The sequence below is a fragment of the Serratia sp. 25CWL12 genome (assembly GCF_055790885.1).
In genome coordinates this window covers 420289-437734 of sequence record NZ_CM147698.1, presented here as the reverse complement: position 1 = coordinate 437734, position 17446 = coordinate 420289, and the positions used below count along the sequence as shown (strand labels likewise).

Sequence of the window (17446 nt, the reverse complement as noted above, 5' to 3'; positions counted from 1 at the left end):
TACACACTTTTGGAAGTACTCTCTTTTCAGTTCTTCGCTTGTCAAATCCGTCGTGTTAATCGTAATTGGCGGCTATTTTCGCTGATCATGACTTTATAAACAATCAATGGTTGTCTAATCGGTTACCATTTAGTCTCAGCGTGCGCCAGTACTCAATCTATTCAAGACTTGGCTGGAGCAGAATGTTGGCTCACTGATGAAAGGTTCGCTGACACGCCAGGCGATGGAGTACACGTTGAATCACTGGACATCGCTGGTCGGCTATTGTGAACACGGTTACCTGAATATGAGCAATGCACTGGCTGAAAATGCGATACGGCCGTTTGCGGTGGGCAGAAAAGCGTGGTTGTTTGCCGACAGTTCGCAAGGGGCCCGAGCCATTGCCTGCTGCTATTCACTGATAGAAACAGCGGAAGCCAACAAGCTGGAACCTGCGGCCTATATCCAACATGTGCTGGAACGCATTGGTGAAGCGGATACGGTGGACAAGATAGAAGCACTGTTACCGTGGAATGTCGACTGATTGGGTATAAAGCTTATGAATATAATAAAAACGTGCAGCTCCAACATACATTAGAACTGCACGAGGCATTTTTTAACTAACCATGATTACTTAAGGTTTACGTCTAGTAGACCAGAAGCAAGCGCAGGCGCTAAGCCCGGAGTTAGTGGCAAGCGAGGAATGACTAGACAGTGCATTAAGTGGTAAATATCTTGTTTACCATCCCATACTACGCTTGTACCTGCTTGGTTATTTACATCAAGCTCTTGCCACCATGAACAACCTTCGTAGTCGATTAGGTAAGTACGGCAGTAGTCCCACCATGTGCGGTACCAATCTTCGTATTTCTTCTCGCCTGTCACTGCGTATAGTGCGTAAGCAGTACCAATCGCTTCAACAGGAGCCCAACGAATACGCTGACGTACAACTGGCTTACCGTCCCAGTCAACTGAGTAAACGAAGCCCGGTGCGCCATCTACGTGCCATGCATCACGTACAGTGGCATCAAACAGACCAATTGCATCTTCTAGCAACCATTCTGGGCAATCTGCACCGATTTCTAATAGCGTTGCACGTAGGTGACAGATTAAACGGCCCCACTCAATCCAGTGACCCGGTGTACCGCCGTAGGCGCGGAAGTGACTTGCTGGGGTTTCTTTGTTGTAGTCTGGAAGTGGATTCCAGTTAGCATCAAAGTGTTCGTTTACACGGTAGCTTAGGCTCTTCGCTGTTTTGTTGATCATGAACTCAGTGATGTTTAGAGCGCGATCTAGCCACTTCTTATCTTTGGTTACATCGTAAACGATTAGGAATGCCTCCACAGAGTGCATTGCCATGTTACCACCACGGTAATCTTCCGTTTCAGTCCACGTTTGATCCCACGACTCGTAACACATCTGCTTCTCTTCAACCCAGAAGTGTTTTTCGTACACGGTAATCGCTTCATCAAGTAGAGCGTGAGCACGTGGGTGCCCCGTTGTAACCGCACTTGCCGCACCTAATAGTACGAATGCGTGTTGATAGCCTTGTTTAGATGAGTCAACGATACCATCGCCTGAGTTATCGATTGTCGCGTACCAACCACCATAAGTGTGGTCTTTTAGTGGACCTTCAAGAGCAGCAATCCCGTGCTCTACTAGGTCATACGCGCCTGGACGCCCCATGTGTGCAGCAAGTGCGTAACAGTGTAGCATGCGTGCAGTGATCCAAAGACGAGTGCCCATCTCTTCACGAATGTTACCGTTGTTACCCACCCAACCAAATCCGTTAGGAACAACTGAACGACGGCCGAATTCAAAGATACGATCTGTTTCAGTATCTAACCAAGAGGTGTGAGATTTGGTGTTAATCCACTTCATATTTGTTTCCTATTATTTCTTATATCCATTTAATTTGGGTATTTAACTTAAGCGGCGATTTGCTTGTTTTGAATTATCCGTTCGCGACTTGAGTTCGAATTTCTTCAGCCAGGTTGTGCACATCAAAGAACACCACTTGAATCTTGTTGTCCGGTAAACGGATAAACCCGAGTGCACCTTGGCGACGCAGTAAACCTTCGTTGATAATTTCTAAATCTTTAACCTGAATACGTAGGCGTGTTGCGCAGTTGTCGATTCTGCCAGCAACGATGTTCTCAATACCGCCCATTGCTTTAAGGATTTTTTGCGCCTTAGCCTGTAAGTTGCCTTTATCGTTAATCATCGACTTTCTCTCTTATAACGAAGAACCAAAGACTCTTTGATGCTTAGTGAAATAGTGTGTAGCTACATTTGTTGTCTAGAAGCCGCACCTTTTACGTGCCGCGTTTACTCAATTGACTACATGATGCCAGCCAGTTGAGGTAGACCGATTACCAATGATGGGAAGAATGAAATCAGGAAGATAATTGCCATTTCTACGATTAGGAATGGAATGATTTTCTTAGAGATTTCAGATACAGATACTTTCGATACACCTGATGCTACGAACAATACTAGACCCATTGGCGGTGTTGCCAAACCGATTGAAAGGTTTGCACACATAACCACACCGAAGTGAACTGGGTCGATACCCGCTGCTGTCATAATTGGTGCAAAAATCGGAGCAAAGATTAGGATTGCAGGACCCGCATCTAAGAACATACCAATGATGAAAAGCAGTACGTTGATAATTGCAAACAGTAAGTAAGGGTTCTCAGTAATACCATTCATAAAGTTAGCAACCATAGTCGACACACCAGATAGACTGATGAGTGACGCAAAACCACTTGCTGCTGCTACGATAATCAGAATCGATGCTGCGTTTACTGCAACTTTTGCAAATATAGCGTATGTAGCCTTAACGTTGGTTGCTTTGATGATGTATAGCGATACTACGATTGCGTATGCCACTGCTACTGCGGCTGCTTCCGTAGGAGTAAAGATACCGCCGTAGATACCACCAAGAATAATGACTGGTGTCATTAGTGGTACGATAGCAAGACGTAATGCTTGACGGCGTTCCATAGCAGGCGCACGTTCCATAGGCTGTACGTCGGGATATTTTGTAATTTGGAATCGATTTACGATCATCAAACCGATGCAGAGAATAAGGCCTGGCGCCACACCCGCTAAAAACATTGCAGCTACAGAAGTATTCATTACGAATGCGTAAATTAGCATTATTCCTGATGGAGGAATGATATTGCCCAGAACTGTAGCCGCAGCCGTTAGCGCTGCAGCGTAACCCGTATCGTATTTATACTTTTGCATCTCCGGGATAAGCATGCCGCCGATCGCTGACGTCGCCGCTACCGCAGAGCCGGTAAGTGCGCCAAATATTGTTGCAGCAAGGATAACTACATGACCTAAACCACCACGTAGATGCTGAACCATGGTTTGAGCAAACGCGACGATACGTGGTGTGATACCACCAGCGGTCATACACTCACCCGCTAGCATGAAAAATGGCAAAGCAAGTAGTAGGAAGCTATCTAAACCAGAATAAAGACGCTGGTAGAGCATGTTCGCAAACAACATTTGGTCGTTTTGGAACAGCGTAATCATTGGAGATAAACCCAATGTAAATAGTACTGGTACACCGACAATAAGCAGTACTAAGAAATAAATTATAAAAATTGGAGAAACCATTTTTAACGCCCTCTTAAGATGCTACTGCAGGTTCGACTTTTTCGTCTTTCTTTTCCGCTTCAGAACTTGTGTCTTTAATTGCTGATGGCTCGTATAGTGCAACCGTTGCTTGAGTTAGAGAGACATCAGTAAAGTCGCCTAATATGCCACGAAGACATTGAATAATTTTCTGCAGTGCATAGACCATGGTGACTGCCATCATTACTGGCGGAATGATGTAGATTACATACATTGGAATTGGCAAGCTGTCGGCCATTACCGAACCTGTGTTAAAGAAGTTCCAGCCAAATTTAATCCAAACCGAAAAAACAAGAATCGCCGAAATATGAGCAACTAAACCTAACAATGCAAACATACGAGGAGACTTCTTCTCAACAATTTCAGTGACGAAAGTCATTGCGATGTTTTTGTCGGCCAAGTACACGAACGGCAGGCATAGATAAGTCATGTAGATCATCAAGAATCGTGCAGCTTCGTCTGTCCAGCTTAAAGGCTCATTAAATACGTAACGACAGAGTACTTGGAAAACAACCGCCACTGTCATTACTAGCAATAAAATACCAGCGACTGCGCGCAGTACTTTTGCCACAGGGGTCGTTACCGTATTCAATGCTTTTTCTAATGTACGTAACATAGAATCACCATTATTTTTATATACCCTTCCTGTTTCTTCAAACCGCTTGGGTGTTAGCTGTGCTCTGTGACCCTAGTCACATAGTTGGCTATGCTTCTAGGGATTCCATCGCTTGCCGTCTTCAAGCAATTCAAAGTATTTTGGGTATAGGCCTTTCGGAAAAATGGGTGCAGAGGTAAATAGCACCCTGTTTTATTATATTTATTGTTAAATTACGCTTTGCCGTTTGAACCAAACAGGCGGATTTTGTGGCGAACCACTTCTTTCATTGATGCAATACCAGTATTCATTGCGTCTGCAAGTACGTAGTCTTTTGCGTTTGCTTTCCAGTGAGCTTGTAATCCCTCAATGAAGCCTTGGCGTAGTTCGGTATCAACGTTGATCTTCGCTACACCGCGTTTCACCGCTTCGATAACTTGCTCATCTGGCACACCTGAACCACCGTGAAGAACGACTGGTTTTTGAACTGCTTCTTTGATTTCTGATAGACGGTCAAATTTCAGTTGTGGGGTTGTTCTGTAAAGACCGTGTGCAGTACCGATTGAAACTGCAAGATAGTGAACGCCCGTGCGCTCGGAGAAATCCAGAGCTTCAGCAACTGTGGTGATCATCGCGTCTTTTTCATCAACTGTGATGTCATCTTCTGTGCCACCGATCTTACCGATCTCACCTTCAGCACCTAGACCTAGCGCGTTAGCTACGCCGACAACTGCTTTCGTAATACGTACGTTCTCTTCGAAATCTAGCGCTGAACCATCGAACATAAGAGATTGGAAGTTACATGTCGCAGCTTGCATGCATTGCTCAAACTTACGGCTGTGGTCTAAGTGAACACACACTGGAACAGTGATTTGGTGGTATTCGATTAATGAGTCAATCGCAGTACGAAGTGGCTTCATGCCCATTTCGTTAATTGCTTTTTGACCAATTTGAATTATGATTGGCGCTTGCTCTTCTTGGGCCGCTAATAGTATTGCTTTGATCGTTTCTAGGTTGTGAGCTGTGAAAGCACCGATTGCATAACCATTTTTCCACGCTTCGTTAATCATTGTGTTACCAGATACGTAAGCCATTTTATTTCCTCGTAATATTTTTTAGTCTCATCGACTTTGATTTTGTTAAGACAGAAGTTACCAATTCAAGTTGTCAATTTCTGTTAGATGGATAACACTTTCTGTCACTTTAATGACATTCATTACCATAAATGTACACGGAGTCACAAAACACTCAATAAGCATAAATTTCTGCTAGAACTCAATCTATTGTCATCTTGTCGTTTGCCACCTACATATAACTCACTGTTTAAATGAGATATTTTAGGTGAAATCAACAACCGCAAAATAACGCCCACTCCTTTTGAGTTAGAGGCCAAACAGCAATCGACCACTTATCAACATTCATGATTTCGACAACGTAGCTCTTCATTTTGACCGTGAAGATACCTTGCGTACTTATGGCCCTTCTTAGTCAAAAGAACCGAAAAACCATACATTTAAAGCAATGAGAAATTGATAGTTAGAAGGAACAATAATCAACAAATTCCATACCAAAATGTCAGAAAATGTTGCTTAACCTTCACCTCAGATAAACCAATTAACGATCAGTTTTTATTTCACTTTTGGCTCAAGACCTGAACTGACGCGAAGTTGTTCTAGTACAGCAGTCCAGTCTTGACGACCACGACCCGCCGCACGAGTTAGGTTGTACATTTCTCGAGCCGCTGCGCCACAAGGCATTGGAACCTTAACTTGGTTAGCAAGATCCAGTGCAATGCCTAAATCTTTATGCGCTAGGTCTACCATAAATACTGGGGATAAATCGCCCGCTAGCACCTTACCTGGCCACGTGGTTGTAAAGTGTCCTTTACCTGCAGGTGTACCGCTCATCACTTTCATTGACGTTTCCCAATCTAGACCAATTGCCTCAGACAAGGTTGCCGCTTCTGCAGACAAAGCGTTTAGAGCAATACTCATGTAGTTGTTGATGATCTTAACGCGAATGCCTTTACCTGCTCCGCCACAGTCAACGGTTTCATTGCCCATACAATCGAACAGTGGCTTAGCGCGCTCTATCTGCTCTTTCGTACCACCTGCCATGATAAGAAGCTCACCGCGTACAGCATGCTCAGAAGTACGGCCAACCGGAGCTTCCATCATTGAGAAACCAAGCTCTGACATCTGTTTGATTAAGCTATCCGTTTCAAGCGGGTGGATGGTCGACATGTCGATAAGTAGCGAATTTTTGTCTAGTGCCGTGGTAACACCGTTCTCACCTAAGATTACATTTTTAACCAGCGTGCCGTTTGGCAGCATAGTGATAACGAATTCTGAATCTAATGCCGCATTAGCAGGTGATGTCGCTGCTGTAGCGCCTTGTTCAACTAGCTGCTGGACTGCATCTTGGTTGATGTCAAAAACTTTTACTGAGTGGCCGCCCTTGATTAAATTGAGCGCCATGGGCGTACCCATTTGACCCAAACCAATAAATCCAATAGTAGACATTGTTCTTTCCTTCACGTTAGCGATTAACTTGAGACAAATATAAACATAAAATGACATTGCAACCATAATCAATGTCACATTTTGTTGTTTTTTGTTTACTTTGGTCGTTTTGTGATTGTAGTCCTAGTTAAAACTACAGATGTGAATATACTGCAGACATCAATTTGCGAAATCGCACTCCAAAAAGTAAACACATAGAGATTAGAGTTATGACAATTGCATGTTTAGGTATTGCGGTACTTGACCGTATTCAACGTGTCGCCACTTTGCCAACAACAGGCGGTAAATACGTAGCAAAAGACTACTTTGAAGTGGGTGGCGGACCTGCTGCGACAGCGGCTATCGCGGTTGCCAAGATGGGGCACCAAGTAGATTTCATCGGGCGTGTTGGTCAAGATGGCGTGGCAGATACCATGTTATCAGAGCTTGCCAGTTACGGTGTTAACGTCGATAAAGCAGTTCATGTGACCGGCGCTTCTTCTGCTTTCTCCACAGTTCTTGTGGATGATGAAGGTGAGCGAATGATCATAAATTACCAAGATCAATCACTCAGCCGCGATCCAAAGCAAATTGAACATATCGACTTTTCACAATATGAAACTATTCTGACTGACGTACGTTGGCCAGAAGGTGCGAAGTACGCTTTAGAACAAGCGAAAAAGTTCAACATCCCTTCTGTTCTTGACGCTGACCTAGCACCAGATCCAATTTACGAGCTTGTGAAACTAGCCGATCATGTGGCGTTCTCTGAGCCTGGCCTTGAAAAATTCACTGGTTGCAGTGACCCAATTGAAGGTCTAAAAGTTGCTAAAAAACAAACAGATGGTAAAGTTTATGTTACAGTAGGTTCACAGGGCTGCTACTGGCTAGAAGGTGACGAAATTTATCATGAGCCAGTAATCAAAGTAGATGTTGTGGACACTACTGGTGCAGGCGATGTTTTTCATGGTGCTTTAGCGGTTGCGGTCGCAGAATCGAAACAAAGCCGTGAGGCGATTGCTTTCTCAAACCTAGTGGCAGCGTTAAAATGTACTAAAAGAGGCGGTCGAGATGGGATCCCGGCTAGATCAGAAGTGGACCAAAAACTACAAAAGTAAACAAAATGAAGGACTGACGTGACTAATCCCAGACAAGATAAGTTAATTCAGCTAGTTAATGACAAAGGTTATTACAGTGTAGAAGAACTAGCAGAAATGCTAGACGTTTCTACACAAACGATTCGCCGCGATATAAAGAAGCTCAGCAATGATCGTTTGGTGATTCGTCACCATGGTGGTGCAAGCTCACCGGCAACCAAAACTAACCTTGATTATGAAGTGCGTCAGGTGTCAGACACCGAGCAAAAGCATGCAATAGCCAAAGCAATTGCCGATTTGATCCCTGATAATTCAACAGTGTTCATCACTATAGGAACAACTGTGGAAGTCATAGCCAGTCATTTAGCCAAGAAAAATAATTTGCAGGTCATTACCAATAGCCTTCGCGTAGCAAGTGTTTTGCATACGAATAAGTCTATAGATGTATTGATACCTAGTGGTAAGGTGAAAGCGTTCAACGGGGGTATTGTTGGAACTGAAGCTATGGATTTCATCTCTAACTTCCGCTTTGATTATCTCATTACCAGTGCAGCATCATTGGATGTTGATGGTACCTTACTTGAGTATGACCTGAATGAAACAATGATCACTCAGACGGTCATGAAATCGGCTCGTCACGTTTTAGTCGCGATGGATTCAAGCAAGTTCATTCCTAAAGGGTCTATTACCTTAGCGAACATTAAAGATGTGACCTACTTCTTCACTGACTCCAAACCCAGCCCTTCAATTGAAGCTGTGGCGAAACAAGGTGATACCAAATTAGTGATTTGCTCGTAAGCATATTCTCAAGAGAAACTGCTCCTCGTGGAGCCGTTTTTGTTTTGGTGCTGTACTCAAACGCTCTATCTACCTTTTTTTCGATAAATAGAGCATTATTTGTACTCAGTTGATCATTTTTGCGCAAAGCGATGAATTGTTTTCTCTTGATACACTTCGCCTGGGTTTAATCGAGTCGATGGGAAATGCACGTTATTCGGGCTATCTGGATAGTGTTGGGTTTCCAAACACATACCATGGCATGACTCATAACGCTCACCATGACGCCCTACCCAACACTTGTTTGACAGCTTGAATCCATTATAAAACTGCACGGCTGGTTGAGTTGTCAGAACCGTCATCATACGTCCACTTTGCGGTTCATAAAGCTCCGCCGCATAGTTGTACTCCCCTTCTTTTTTCGAACCATCGAGAATACAGTTGTGGTCAAAACCGCCTAACGGCATCATCGTTTTATTCAAAGCAATCTGCTTGGTCTCGGTGAAATCGAGGCCGGTTCCCTTAACCGATAGAATTTCACCGGTTGGAATGCAATTATCATAAACCGGGGTGTAAAACTGGGAATAAAGCTTCAATTCATGTTGATCAACTGTGCCGGAATCATGGCCAGCTAAGTTGTAGTAACTATGGTTAACTAAATTAATTACGGTAGGCTTATTAGTAACAGCTTGGAAGTTATAGTGAACTTGATTCAATTCATCCAAACCGATGGTGTGAGTAACATTCAAAGTGCCACCGTAACCACCTTCACCATCGAGCGATACTCGCGTTAGATGAACGTATGTTGCCTCTTCTTGTTCCTCAATCTCGAAATCCCATACGTACTTATCAAAACCTTTAGCGCCACCGTGAAGGTGTTGCCCAGTTGGTGCTTCGTTGGTTTCTAATTGAAACACTTCACCATCTAGCTCATAACGCCCCTGCGCAATACGGTTCGCATACCGACCCGCTACAGCACCAAAGAAAGGATGACCTCCTAGGTATTTTTCTAGACTTTCGTAACCAAGCACGACATCCGCTGCGACACCATTGCGATCTGGCACTTTAATTGAAGTCACAATACAGCCATAGTTGGTCAACTGCAGTGAGATACCTTGGCTATTGGTAAGCGTAATCAGCTTTACCGGTGCAGTTTGACCTTCAACTTGTCCCCAATTTTCAATCTTCAGTTCCACGTAGTTACCTCATTTACCACTTTATCTGTTAGCCAAGTGATACCATCGCTATCACTTAGCATTTCTATTTGTTCTATCTAAACCGCTTCAGTTTGCTCTTTCGTTCCCACTGAGCAGCGAATACCGCGTTGATTAAAGTAGTTGGCAATGTCACTCACTCGAGCCTGAAATTCATGACGGTCGAATAGCAGCGATTTCATTTTGTAAGGCAAACCCAACGACTGATACTTTTCTTCACCCAAGCGCATAAAACTGAGCAGTTGCAAGATGTTTACTCGACCATTGAGTTCCTGCTCGATAAAATCAGCGGTGGCTGAAATATTGGCATCATCGTCATTGATACTTGGTATCACAGGAATTCTTAAAATCAGCTCTTTATCGAGTTTACTAAGCGCTTTTAAGTTATTAAAAATCTTACGATTATCAACACCGGTGTATTTCTTATGCTTGGCACTGTCCATTAACTTGAGATCAGAAATAAACAGGTCCGTATAGGGCAGAACCTTTTCAATCCGGTTCCAATTGACATGGAAGCTCGACTCAAGACAAGTATGGATGCCCTCTTGCTTACAGGCTTTGAACAACTCAACCACAAAATCACTTTGCAGCAGAGGTTCTCCGCCAGAAACCGTCACACCACCGCCTGAGCGGTCATAAAATCCGCGGTCTTTGCGTATCAGCTCCATGCACTCATCGACAGACATCGACTCGCCCCACTGTTTTATTGCTTCCGAAGGGCACTCTTCGACACAGTGCAAGCAACTGGTGCATTGGTGTCTATCGATTTGCTGCAACATCGCGTCTGAATAGATCAGCATTTTGTTATCAGGACAGACATCAAAACACGAGCCACAATGCTCAGTGGAAATACATTTGTTGTGGTATACGCCTACTTCAATATCACGTTTAAAGCTTTCAGGGTTACCACACCAATCACAGCGCAAAGGGCAACCTTTAAGAAATATTTCAGTACGAATACCTGGCCCATCATGCAGCGTGAACCTTTGGATATTTAGCACTATCGCCTGATTTGACACAATTCACCTCAACCTTGTGTTAAAACGTGAAAACCCAAACCACTTTTTAGCCTGCATACTATTGGGCAATGGTTTGGGTATCACTATGGGTTAATTAGAATCGTAGTTCTGTACGTTGGATCAAATCGTCCTGCAGCGGTCTACCAAGCTCGACAAAGTAAGCGCTATAACCAGCTACTCGCACCAACATATCGCGGAAAAGTTCTGGATTCTTTTGCGCTGCGCGCATTTTTTCCGAACTCATGATGTTGAATTGCACGTGCATACCCTGCTTACCCATGTACTCATCAACAAAGCTCAACAGAATATCGCGTCCTTCAACGCCGGAAACCGCATCTTCAGGGAAACGCAAATTTAGCAGCGTACCGTTTGTCGCCAAGCTATGGTCGACTTTGGTTACTGAGTTGATCACTGCCGTTGGGCCGCTAATATCGTGTGAGCCACCTGCGGTGTGCACAGGTCCCATATTGTCAGAGATAGGCTCACCGTTTTTGCGTCCATCCAATGACGCGTTAGTGTATAGCCCCATCCCTACGTTAGCGTTTACAGTGTAAACACCTGGGCTGAACTTACCACCACGTGGATTTTGGCGACCTTTAATATGACGACAGTAACATTCGAACATGTAGTTAAATAGCTCATCCGCTTCGTCGATATCATTGCCATAGTGTGGGATCTTTGAGCTATTGACCAACGCATACAGTTTTTGGTGACCATCCCAGTTATCTTTTACCGCGTCTAACAGCTCTTTACCTGTGTATTTCTTATCATCAAACATTAGCTTTTTGATGCTTGCCAATGAGTCTGCACAGCTTGCAATACCCGCAGCTTGTGGTGCTGTGCCATTGTATTTAACGCCGCCATAAGTCATGTCTTTACCTGACTCGATACACCCTTCAAAAAACGCTGAAATGTAAGGCGTTGGTTTTATCATGCGATGCATCTTGTCGGTAATATTGAGGCAACTACACAGTTGGTCACACCAATAAGCAAACTGCTTGTCCACACTCTCTAACACTTCCTCAAACGATTGATAAGTTTCAAGGCTGCCAGTATCAGGGCCAAGCTGCATCCCAGCATTAGGACCAGACAAAATACGACCGCCGTTGATCACCATTTCCATCATTTTTACGGTGTTAACGTAGCCCGCATCAAGCCAACCGTGCTCTTTACCAGGAATCGTCGGTTCAACACAGCCAACAACCGCATAATCACGCGCTTCTTCAAGCGTAACACCTTTACCTAACATCGCTTTAATTGCTGGACCATCATTGAACAACTTCGGATGACCGTAGCCTGCGCGAATACATTCAATGGTTTTGACTTTAAGCTCATAGGGCGTTTTGTCGTGCAAACGCACACACACCCATGGGTTCATCATGCGAGTATGCACTGACGCTTCAAGCATCAGCATTGTCAGATCGTTGGTTGCATCATTGCCTTGCAGATCAACGCCGCCAATGGTCAGACTTTCACCACCAAAGCCGCGACCATTGCGCACTTTCACCGTGCCTTTGTCTTTCAGCTTGGTTGGGTTGTTCATCTTAACGTAAAGCACTTCCAGCACTTCTAAAACAAACTCTTTTGCCACGCCATTTTCAGCGCGATCTTTGGCATAGAACGGCAGCATCCACTGGTCCATACGACCGTAAGAAATTGAGTGGCCATTACCTTCGATTTGCGTCATCGTCACGGCAAAGTTAAACAACTGAGCCGCTTGCCAAAATGTTTGCGGTACGCCACCAGCAATTTGGTAACAGTTCGCCGACATCCCTTGCAACTCTTGCTTACGAGCTTCATCAGTCGCGGCAAACGCCATATCTTCAGCTAGCAGTGCGTAACGTGTGATGTATTTAATTGCTGCTTCTAGCGCAATGATCGTTGCGGTGTAGTAATCACGTTTATCACCATAATCTGGATCTTGTTTTGACAACTCTGCAAAAGCTTGTTTTGCCTGCTGCAATACGCCGCTGTAGCCAAGCGTCATCAGCTTGTTGAAATCCATTGCGAAGTGACCAATACCAGCGAAGTGATAGTTGTTGGTTTGGAACACTTTCTCACCCATGTGAGAACCTTTTTTCTGATCATCATCTAAGTTCGCCGTGATGAACTCATTGGCACTCTTCCCTTTCCAGTAAGCGCACAACTCAAGAATCTCAGCACGCTCTTGCTCATTACGAATATAGAACTGATCGTTTGGGCGCTCTTCAAATGGCGAGTTAAGAATTTCATCAATGATCCAGTCTACCGAGAACTCAGGGTAAATTGGTGATGCTTTGGCAGGCGCTGCAATCTCACCAAGAATCAAATCTTCTTCGTAGATGTGCAACGTACTGTTAAGCAGGATATTTTGAAACGCCAATGCACATTGAACGATACGCGGCATGGTTTCATTGTCACGATACGCTTCTGTTACTAAACGCAATCTTTCAACATCAATGTCGTATGGGCGATCTAAAAAAGTTTGGCGCAGACGATTTACGCGTGGGAACGGAGACCAATCCGCATGCCCCACTTCGTAACCCAAACCATAAACCTTATCAAATGCCTCTGTACCTATTGCATCAGTGCGAGCGGTTGTTTTTAGTTCAAATAACGTCTCTTTGTCTGCTTGGAAGTTTTCCATAGATAACCTCATAAAATAAAGAATCAAAATGCCAATGCTCAACTCTTTGAACCAACTAGGCGGTTCAAAGTCACTATTTAAACATTGGCATTTTGACTGCACGCAATACCCGAAACTACTGAGGTTTATTATACGAAAGAGGTAGACGTTGTATGGGAGGATGGTCACAAAGCGAAACGATGCAGACAAAAAACAACAAAATGTGACACAAATAATGGTAATTAATTATAATAAATCTATAGTAATCCTACATTCACTAAGCTCTAAACATGGATTTATGGACACCACGATAATTCTTATTTCGCTGATCATAGCACTAGCAGGCTTTACTCAAGGCTTGACTGGCTTTGGCTCAGCACTCGTTTCCGTACCTTTGCTGTCACTCATTGTTGGTGCTCAAACGGCAGTTCCTATTGCGGGTATTTTCGGCTGGTTGGTGACGCTACCAATCGTGTGGAAAATGCGACATTCTATTCAACGCCAAACAGGTTTGATCTTGTTTGCAGGCTCAGTACCGGCTTCTTTTGTCGGCGCAAAACTGCTGGCAAGCATGCCATCTCAGTACATTCTATTGACGATGGGGGCAGTATTAATTATTTCTAGTATCCACTCGCTACGTGCGACTAAGCCTTTGTTTAAAAAGGCTTCTGTGCCATTAACTGTTGGTGTGGGCTTTACTTCAGGCGTGCTTGGGGCGAGCGTGGGTGAGTCAGGTCCACCAGTAATTGCATACACATCAATGCAGCCTTGGACAGCAGACCAAACTAAGTCGACACTAGCGTTCTTCTTTATGCTGCAAATGATCGGTGCCAACGTTAGTTTCTGGAATGAAGGGTTATTTACTGAGCAAGTTATCTCACACGTTCTGTCGGCAATACCAGCGTTCGTGCTTGGTTTAACTGGCGGTATGATTGGCTACCACTTCCTACAGAAGTACAAAATCAATTACCACAAAATCGTGCACAGTTTCTTGTTAATGATGGGCTTGATGCTGGTGTTCAAAAATGTAAGTTTTTAGACATTTTGGTGATTTGATCAGTTCTTGGTAAAACGGCACTCCTGTTGAGTGTCGTTTTTTTTGTTATGTGGTTGCTAGCTCAATAGGTTTCATCGCTAGATTCAAGTTCTCAGGTGTTGAACACTAACCTTCAACTATGCGGTAATCATCACTAAGCTCGAATATTGTCATTCTTGCGCATGCGGGAATCTCGCTTTTAGTGTTGTTTGGTGATGCTTAAAATTGTGGTATGGGCATGTCACCGAAGTGGCCCCCAATTTTCGGACATAACTTTAAGTGATTGATCTGTTTTGATAGTACCCAACAATACAGGGACAGAGTATGACTAGAAAACGTAGAAACAACTCTCCTGAATTTAAAGCCAAGGTGGCACTCGATGCGGCTCATTCAAAAGCGCCAGTGGGTGTTTTGACTGTTTTTTGGTTGAGCCATTTTTCCGGTTGGCTTCAATGTCTTGAGCCAGATGTGAATCAAGTTCAGCAGCCAAAGCAGCTTCCGTCAACTGTTTGATTAACGGCGTTAAAATGCTATCTTTTCCCGTTAAGGCTTGGCCATCCTGCAGTGCTTTCAGGGCTTTATCGAAATCGAAGGGTTGGGAAATGTGTCATTCCTTTTTTGGATATATACCCAAGTTCCATGAAGTTGCAGGTAGGCGACAAGTGAGCGAGACCCTAGGAGCATAGATAACTATGTGACTAGGGCGAATGAGCGTAGTCAACAACTCTGCAGCTTCATTGGCGACGGGTATATTACTGGAATGACACAGGATTTCTAACACTCCCCAATTAATTAGAATTGCTTGATAGCGGCTAGCAGCTCAGCATCTTGGGCTTGTTTGCGGAAGAATACTGGTGGTTGTCCAATAGGTGCATCAACCTTAATCCAGCCACCAGTGAACGTTTCACCAGTCCATATATGTACCCATTCATCTTTGGGTAGGTAAAGCTCTTTCACTGTTTCGCCTTGGTTGTAAACCGGAGCCACCATCAAATCGCGACCAAACAGATATTGGTATTGAATTTGATACGCTTCAGAGTCTTGCTCGTAGTGCATAAACAGTGGGCGTTGAACTGGCATACCTTTAGTTGCATTCTCTTCTACCGCTGCTTTGATGTACGGCATAAGGTGCTTGTAAATCTTAGTCATACGCGCAAAGTGGGCTAGCGTATCTGTATCCGTATCAAATTGGTGATTATCATCTGGTCGATTGCCTTCATGAGTGCGCATTATTGGCGTAAATGCTGCCATTTCCGCCCAACGTTGAAACAACTCTTTAGAACGCGTGTTACCATGCAACGTTGTGTAGCCACCGATATCACTGTGGCTAATACCATTACCCATTAGACCAGCAGAGAGCGCAGCTGGAATGACCGATGCTAAACCGTCATCTTTTTCCCAAATTACTGATTGATCACCTGCCCAGAGAGTGTGACAGTAACCTTGGATACCAGTACCTCCAGCACGCATGAAGAACAGAATGTCGTCAGTTTTGCCGGCTTCTTCAATCGCTTCATGCTGTATTTTTGCCCAACGGTACGGCCATTTGTTGTGCTCAATTTCAGCACTAACACCGTTATAGAGCGAGCAGTCTGTTGGTAGATATTCACCAAAGTCCCCCATCCAACCGTCAAGACCGAAATCGATCATGTTCTGCTTGATAACACCCTTGTACCATTCACACGCTTCAGGGTTCGTAAAGTCAACCACGCCACACTCAAACTCACCAAAGTCTACAACGTATTTTGAACCGTCTTCTTTTGTTGCTAGGTAGCCTTTCTCAAACCCTTCCTTGTACAGCGGGAAATCTTCCAATACGTAAGGGTTGATGTAGCCTAGGAAGCGAATACCCTGCTCTTTTAACTGGTGAATCTTAGTATCTAGACCAGGATAAAGAACCTTGTTCCACTGCCAATCCCACTGCAGACGCTTACCAAATGAAGTCATTTTGATGCCTTGCCAGTCTTGACACCAAACACCGGCAACTTCAATCCCAGCCGCTTTGGCTGCTTCAACTTTTGCAATTGTGATGTCGGTCCCCCCCTGAATACCAAGGATCACACCATTGTAAACCCACTCAGGCAGTGCTGGTTGACGTCCAAATACGCCAGTAATATTGGTCATCAGTGCAGGGAATGACTCTTCGGCATCAAACAGTAGATACTCCGGAATATTCCAACATTGCAACTCATGATAGTCAGCGTGAGTAAAATCGAAATCAGCGTAAGCGCACGTTTCTAGATGGCAGAAGTATTTTTTATCAGAAACAAACGTTGGTTGTGGGTAGTTTGTGGTGTAATAATCACCGCCCGCCTTATCTTTAACATCTGCTTGCCAAGTTGTGTAAGTATTTTTGTTACGACCAACCCCTGGTTCAGAACTCCATAGTGGGAAGCTTTTGCCACGAAGATTGAGGTAGCTTAGTTGTTCGCCACAGCCGTACACCGATTCTGATTCACTTGCTGCAATACGAACCCAAAAACGGTTGTACTTTTCATCAAATGCGGTGAATTCAACTTTAAGGCGTGCCTCTGCCGTTTCAAATATCCTAGCTTGCAATACAGCCTCACCATCAAGACTAAAGGTAACGACGACGTCATCTGAGTTTTCTGTGATTGCGAATTTCTTCAGCGGTAAACGCTCTGACACATAATCAGAAATATCAAAGTTACCGCGGTACATATCAAAAGTGCCTTGCCCAATACCTAGGTACAAAGAGGGGCTAACTTGTGAGTGTTCAAATACAGTTCTGTTTTTGTGGCTAATAGTAAAACCTGATGGCGTTTGGGTAAGTTTCATTCGAAAGTCTTCTGCAATAGAGATAAAATTTTGGCGCAACCTGGGTGTTCACCCAAGGAAAAAGCCTTCGGTGTGCTGCGCCTAGCTAGCGTATAGATGAAATTTGTTGCTCTTAACGAATTGACGCTGCAATAAGATTGCTAGTGAACACCGCTACAGCGTCAATCGAGTTAGAT

Annotated in this window: 13 protein-coding genes and 2 pseudogenes; 4 read left to right on the top strand and 11 right to left on the bottom strand. The window is 44.2% G+C overall.

The features are described 5' to 3' along the window. Positions 1–145 precede the first annotated feature (145 nt). Positions 146–523: pseudogene (locus ACX9GV_RS01975) on the top strand (IS66 family transposase); the annotation flags it as partial. 86 nt (positions 524–609) lie between these two features. On the opposite strand, the gene ACX9GV_RS01970 reads toward ACX9GV_RS01975, so the two are convergent. From ACX9GV_RS01970 to yihU, 6 genes are all read right to left on the bottom strand, one after another. Beyond that, entirely contained in the window at positions 610–1860 is a 1251-nt protein-coding gene (locus tag ACX9GV_RS01970) for an AGE family epimerase/isomerase (protein ID WP_473196854.1), read from the bottom strand. 73 nt (positions 1861–1933) lie between these two features. Next, positions 1934–2203: a PTS sugar transporter subunit IIB gene (locus ACX9GV_RS01965; RefSeq protein WP_023492867.1), complete on the bottom strand. Its 270-nt coding sequence runs from the start codon at positions 2201–2203 to the stop codon at positions 1934–1936. Positions 2204–2319: 116 nt separating this feature from the next. Next, a complete protein-coding gene (locus ACX9GV_RS01960) occupies positions 2320–3609 on the bottom strand; it encodes a TRAP transporter large permease (RefSeq protein ID WP_473196853.1) in 1290 nt (429 codons plus the stop codon). 13 nt (positions 3610–3622) lie between these two features. Then, positions 3623–4243 carry a TRAP transporter small permease gene (locus tag ACX9GV_RS01955; RefSeq protein WP_473196852.1) on the bottom strand — a complete coding sequence of 207 codons (621 nt, stop codon included), beginning with the start codon at positions 4241–4243 and terminating at the stop codon, positions 3623–3625. A 212-nt stretch (positions 4244–4455) separates the two neighbouring features. Next, positions 4456–5316: a class II fructose-bisphosphate aldolase gene (locus tag ACX9GV_RS01950; RefSeq protein ID WP_473196851.1), complete on the bottom strand. Its 861-nt coding sequence runs from the start codon at positions 5314–5316 to the stop codon at positions 4456–4458. Between the two features lie 534 nt (positions 5317–5850). Next, positions 5851–6744, bottom strand: coding sequence for a sulfolactaldehyde 3-reductase (yihU, locus tag ACX9GV_RS01945; protein ID WP_473196850.1), 894 nt, complete (start codon positions 6742–6744; stop codon positions 5851–5853). Between the two features lie 209 nt (positions 6745–6953). Between yihU and ACX9GV_RS01940 the strand changes: the two genes are divergently transcribed. Both ACX9GV_RS01940 and ACX9GV_RS01935 read left to right on the top strand, forming a co-directional pair. Further along, positions 6954–7841 carry a PfkB family carbohydrate kinase gene (locus ACX9GV_RS01940; protein WP_473196849.1) on the top strand — a complete coding sequence of 296 codons (888 nt, stop codon included), beginning with the start codon at positions 6954–6956 and terminating at the stop codon, positions 7839–7841. An 18-nt stretch (positions 7842–7859) separates the two neighbouring features. Then, a complete protein-coding gene (locus tag ACX9GV_RS01935) occupies positions 7860–8618 on the top strand; it encodes a DeoR/GlpR family DNA-binding transcription regulator (RefSeq protein WP_473196848.1) in 759 nt (252 codons plus the stop codon). 113 nt (positions 8619–8731) lie between these two features. Here ACX9GV_RS01935 and ACX9GV_RS01930 read toward each other — a convergent pair whose 3' ends face one another. The 3 genes from ACX9GV_RS01930 to hpfG form a co-directional block, all read right to left on the bottom strand. After that, complete coding sequence (locus tag ACX9GV_RS01930) at positions 8732–9793, bottom strand: aldose epimerase family protein (RefSeq protein ID WP_473196847.1); 1062 nt, start codon at positions 9791–9793, stop codon at positions 8732–8734. Positions 9794–9870: 77 nt separating this feature from the next. Beyond that, the gene (hpfH, locus tag ACX9GV_RS01925) at positions 9871–10812 is read right to left on the bottom strand and encodes a (2S)-3-sulfopropanediol dehydratase activating enzyme (RefSeq protein WP_235186773.1); all 942 of its coding nucleotides are present in this window, start codon (positions 10810–10812) and stop codon (positions 9871–9873) included. Between the two features lie 112 nt (positions 10813–10924). Further along, the gene (gene hpfG, locus ACX9GV_RS01920; RefSeq protein ID WP_473196846.1) at positions 10925–13456 is read right to left on the bottom strand and encodes a (2S)-3-sulfopropanediol dehydratase; all 2532 of its coding nucleotides are present in this window, start codon (positions 13454–13456) and stop codon (positions 10925–10927) included. A gap of 277 nt (positions 13457–13733) precedes the next feature. Between hpfG and ACX9GV_RS01915 the strand changes: the two genes are divergently transcribed. After that, positions 13734–14474: a sulfite exporter TauE/SafE family protein gene (locus tag ACX9GV_RS01915; RefSeq protein ID WP_037385820.1), complete on the top strand. Its 741-nt coding sequence runs from the start codon at positions 13734–13736 to the stop codon at positions 14472–14474. 403 nt (positions 14475–14877) lie between these two features. Here the strand turns inward: ACX9GV_RS01915 and ACX9GV_RS01910 are convergent. Both ACX9GV_RS01910 and ACX9GV_RS01905 read right to left on the bottom strand, forming a co-directional pair. Then, positions 14878–15075: pseudogene (locus ACX9GV_RS01910) on the bottom strand (IS256 family transposase); the annotation flags it as partial. Positions 15076–15263: 188 nt separating this feature from the next. Further along, entirely contained in the window at positions 15264–17270 is a 2007-nt protein-coding gene (locus ACX9GV_RS01905) for an alpha-glucosidase (protein ID WP_473196845.1), read from the bottom strand. Positions 17271–17446: the final 176 nt, after the last annotated feature.

Excerpts from the sequence above, each read along its gene's own strand:
- ACX9GV_RS01950 (WP_473196851.1), bottom strand. The coding sequence starts at position 5,316 with ATGGCTTACGTATCTGGTAACACAATGATTAACGAAGCGTGGAAAAAT.
- yihU (WP_473196850.1), bottom strand. The coding sequence starts at position 6,744 with ATGTCTACTATTGGATTTATTGGTTTGGGTCAAATGGGTACGCCCATG.
- ACX9GV_RS01970 (WP_473196854.1), bottom strand. The coding sequence starts at position 1,860 with ATGAAGTGGATTAACACCAAATCTCACACCTCTTGGTTAGATACTGAA.
- ACX9GV_RS01965 (WP_023492867.1), bottom strand. The coding sequence starts at position 2,203 with ATGATTAACGATAAAGGCAACTTACAGGCTAAGGCGCAAAAAATCCTT.
- ACX9GV_RS01960 (WP_473196853.1), bottom strand. The coding sequence starts at position 3,609 with ATGGTTTCTCCAATTTTTATAATTTATTTCTTAGTACTGCTTATTGTC.
- ACX9GV_RS01955 (WP_473196852.1), bottom strand. The coding sequence starts at position 4,243 with ATGTTACGTACATTAGAAAAAGCATTGAATACGGTAACGACCCCTGTG.
- ACX9GV_RS01915 (WP_037385820.1), top strand. The coding sequence starts at position 13,734 with ATGGACACCACGATAATTCTTATTTCGCTGATCATAGCACTAGCAGGC.
- ACX9GV_RS01940 (WP_473196849.1), top strand. The coding sequence starts at position 6,954 with ATGACAATTGCATGTTTAGGTATTGCGGTACTTGACCGTATTCAACGT.
- ACX9GV_RS01905 (WP_473196845.1), bottom strand. The coding sequence starts at position 17,270 with ATGAAACTTACCCAAACGCCATCAGGTTTTACTATTAGCCACAAAAAC.
- hpfG (WP_473196846.1), bottom strand. The coding sequence starts at position 13,456 with ATGGAAAACTTCCAAGCAGACAAAGAGACGTTATTTGAACTAAAAACA.